At 36.3% G+C, this 1,957-nt stretch carries 1 protein-coding gene and 1 rRNA gene; one reads left to right on the plus strand and one right to left on the minus strand.

The features are described from left to right. Nucleotides 1-98: 98 nt before the first annotated feature. Nucleotides 99-1,799, minus strand: coding sequence for an adenine deaminase (gene ade, locus G558_RS0111135; RefSeq protein WP_028830202.1), 1,701 nt, complete (start codon nt 1,797-1,799; stop codon nt 99-101). A 70-nt stretch (nt 1,800-1,869) separates the two neighbouring features. On the opposite strand from ade, the gene rrf reads away from it, so the two are divergent. Continuing rightward, nucleotides 1,870-1,957 (plus strand): 5S ribosomal RNA (rrf, locus tag G558_RS13545); the annotation flags it as partial.

The raw sequence follows: 1,957 nt of genomic DNA on the forward strand, positions 1-1,957 counted from the left end.
GCTGATAATACTTGGAGGGCAGCCTCCTGGGAAAGTAGGACGTAGCCAATTTAAAAAAGCACTTGAGTATATCTCAGGTGCTTTTTTAATACATACTATTATATAAATTTCATTTCAAGTACATCAAATGTTCCTTTGGGGGTTATCCGTATTTCTGGAATTACAGGAAGACTGATAAATGAAAGTGTTATAAAAGGGTCAATGTTTTTAGATACACCCATTGAATGAGCTATAGAAATCATTTCTTTGATCTTCTGGTTTACTTCTTCAAAAGGTTCTTCGCTCATGAGACCCATTACTGGAAGAGCAAGTGTTTTTATAACTCTTCCATCAGATACTATAGTTATCCCGCCCATTTTTTTTTGAAGCTCGAGCACTGCTATCAGCATATCACTATTATTATCACCTATTACTGAAATATTGTGAGAGTCGTGAGAAACACTGGACGCAATTGCTCCACCAGATATACCAAAACCTTTTACAACTCCTTTGCCAACGAGACCAGTGTTTTTATGACGCTCTACAATTGCAATTTTGTTAAAATTGGAATCAGCTATAAAAAATCCATTTTTATTTGGAAGATACTCATCACTTCTAGATGTTAAAATCTGATTATCTATAAGATTTATGACTGGTTCTTTAGAAACATCTAAAGGCATGGAGAAGCTGTTTTTGGATAGATTAGAAAAATCAATGGTATTTTTTAGTGGATGTTTTGAATCAAGGTTTATACTGGCCCACTTGAATGATTTTATATTTTTTCCTTTGTGGTAGACATCTGATATTTCAAAATCTGCAAAGTTGTCAAACATGACAAGGTCTGCCTGATATCCTGGGGCTATTGCGCCCAGATTCTTGATTCCATAACAGCGGGCGGTGTTTATTGTAGCCATCTTTATAGCTGATATGGGGTCGATTCCAAGTGAGATGGCTCTTTTTATAGAATAACTTATATGACCCTCATTTTTTATTTCTTCTATGTGTTTGTCATCTGTGCAGAAAGAGAAATTTTCTGTTGAAATTTTATTTTCGACAATTCCGCGGACAATATCATCAAGATTTTTTGCAGCGCTGCCTTCTCTTATGTGGACGTGGATACCCCGGCTGACTTCTTTAAGTGCATATTCGTAGGTTGTGGCCTCATGATCTGTTGCTATTCCCGAAATCAGATAAGCGTTAAGATCCAGATCACATAAATTAGGGGCATGTCCATCAATTATCAAGTTTTTGAACATATCTATTTTTTTCATCATACTTACATCTGAATTAATTACTGAAGGGTAGTCCATTACTTCACCAAGGCCAAGGACTCTTGGATTATTTAAATATTTTTTCATATCTTTTGGATTAAACTTACCTCCGTTGTTTTCGAATTTAAGTGAGGGCACGCATGAAGGGAGCATTACAAATACATTTGCAGGGATATTTTCTGTTTGAGAAAGTATATAGTCTATTCCTTCACTTCCCTTTACATTTGCAGCTTCGTGGGGGTCCTCTATAAAGGAAGTAGTCCCCCACTTGAGCACATTTTTTACAAGCTCTCTGGGTGTTACCAGAGCCGACTCCATATGGATATGTGCGTCAAAAAAACCAGGAGAGACATATTTTCCATCAAGGTCTATTTCGTTAATTCCTTCATAGCTTCCAATCCCTACTATAATGCCATTGCATATAGCTATATCACAAATTTCGATTTTATTGGTGAATACGTTTATCACTTGCCCATTTTTGAGTACGAGATCTGACTTTTTTTTGCCTGCCGCCGCAGCCGTCATTTTGATGTATTCTTTTGTAGTCATAAATCTGCTCCTTATTTTAATGAAAAAGGTATTGAAATAGTAATTAATATATGGTATACTATGAAAGTAATATGGTTACAATAGAGTAGGAGATACACCTGTTCCCATTCCGAACACAGAAGTTAAGCCCTGCATCGCTGATAATACTTGGAGGGCAG

This window comes from Proteocatella sphenisci DSM 23131 (genome assembly GCF_000423525.1).
GTDB lineage: Bacteria > Bacillota > Clostridia > Peptostreptococcales > Filifactoraceae > Proteocatella > Proteocatella sphenisci.